Raw genomic sequence first — 639 nt, 5'->3', positions numbered from 1 at the left:
GTGTCCAGCCATGTCCGGATCCAGCCGCTCTCCGGCGACGCCTCGGATGCATGTTCGAGCTTGTCGACCTCCTTCAGCGCGGCCTGGAGCACCTTCTCGGGCAGGTCCGCGGCCTCGACCCGGGCCCGGTAGTCCTCTTCCTCACTGCCCGGCGTGCCGTTGAGTTCGCCCAGCTCCTTGCGGATCGCGGCGAGCTGCTGCTTGAGCAGGAACTCGCGCTGGGTCTTCTCCATGCCTTCCTGGACGTCCTTGCGGATGGTCTCCGCGACGTCCAGTTCGGCCAGGTGGTCGCGGGTCCAGCCGACGACCCTTTCCAGCCGCTCGGTGAGGTCAGTGGTCTGCAGCAGGTCGATCTTCTGCTGCTGGCTCAGGTACGGGGCGTAGCCGGCGTTGTCGGACAGCTCGCTCGGGTCTTCGATCTGCTGGACGAAGTCGACGACCTGCCAGGCGCCGCGCTTGCCGAGGATGGTGGTGACGAGTGCGCGGTACTCGCGGGCCAGCTCCTGGTCCTGCTCGGTCGGCTCGGCCTCGTCGACGGGCGTGGCTTCCACCCAGAGCGCCGCGCCGGGTCCGGTCGTGCCGGTGCCGATGCGGACGCGGGCGGTGCCGCGGACCACGACGGCGGACTCGCCGCTGGGC

1 protein-coding gene is annotated in these 639 nt (G+C 69.8%); it reads right to left on the bottom strand.

What is annotated here, in order from left to right:
- Positions 1-639 (bottom strand): LON peptidase substrate-binding domain-containing protein (locus tag AC1DSF_RS30555; RefSeq protein ID WP_478184062.1); only part of this gene is annotated, 639 nt, incomplete at both ends.

Source organism: Variovorax sp. 01N429 (genome assembly GCF_056399425.1).
The sequence above is the reverse complement of the archived record's forward strand: the minus strand, read 5'-3'. Positions and strand labels throughout refer to the sequence as shown.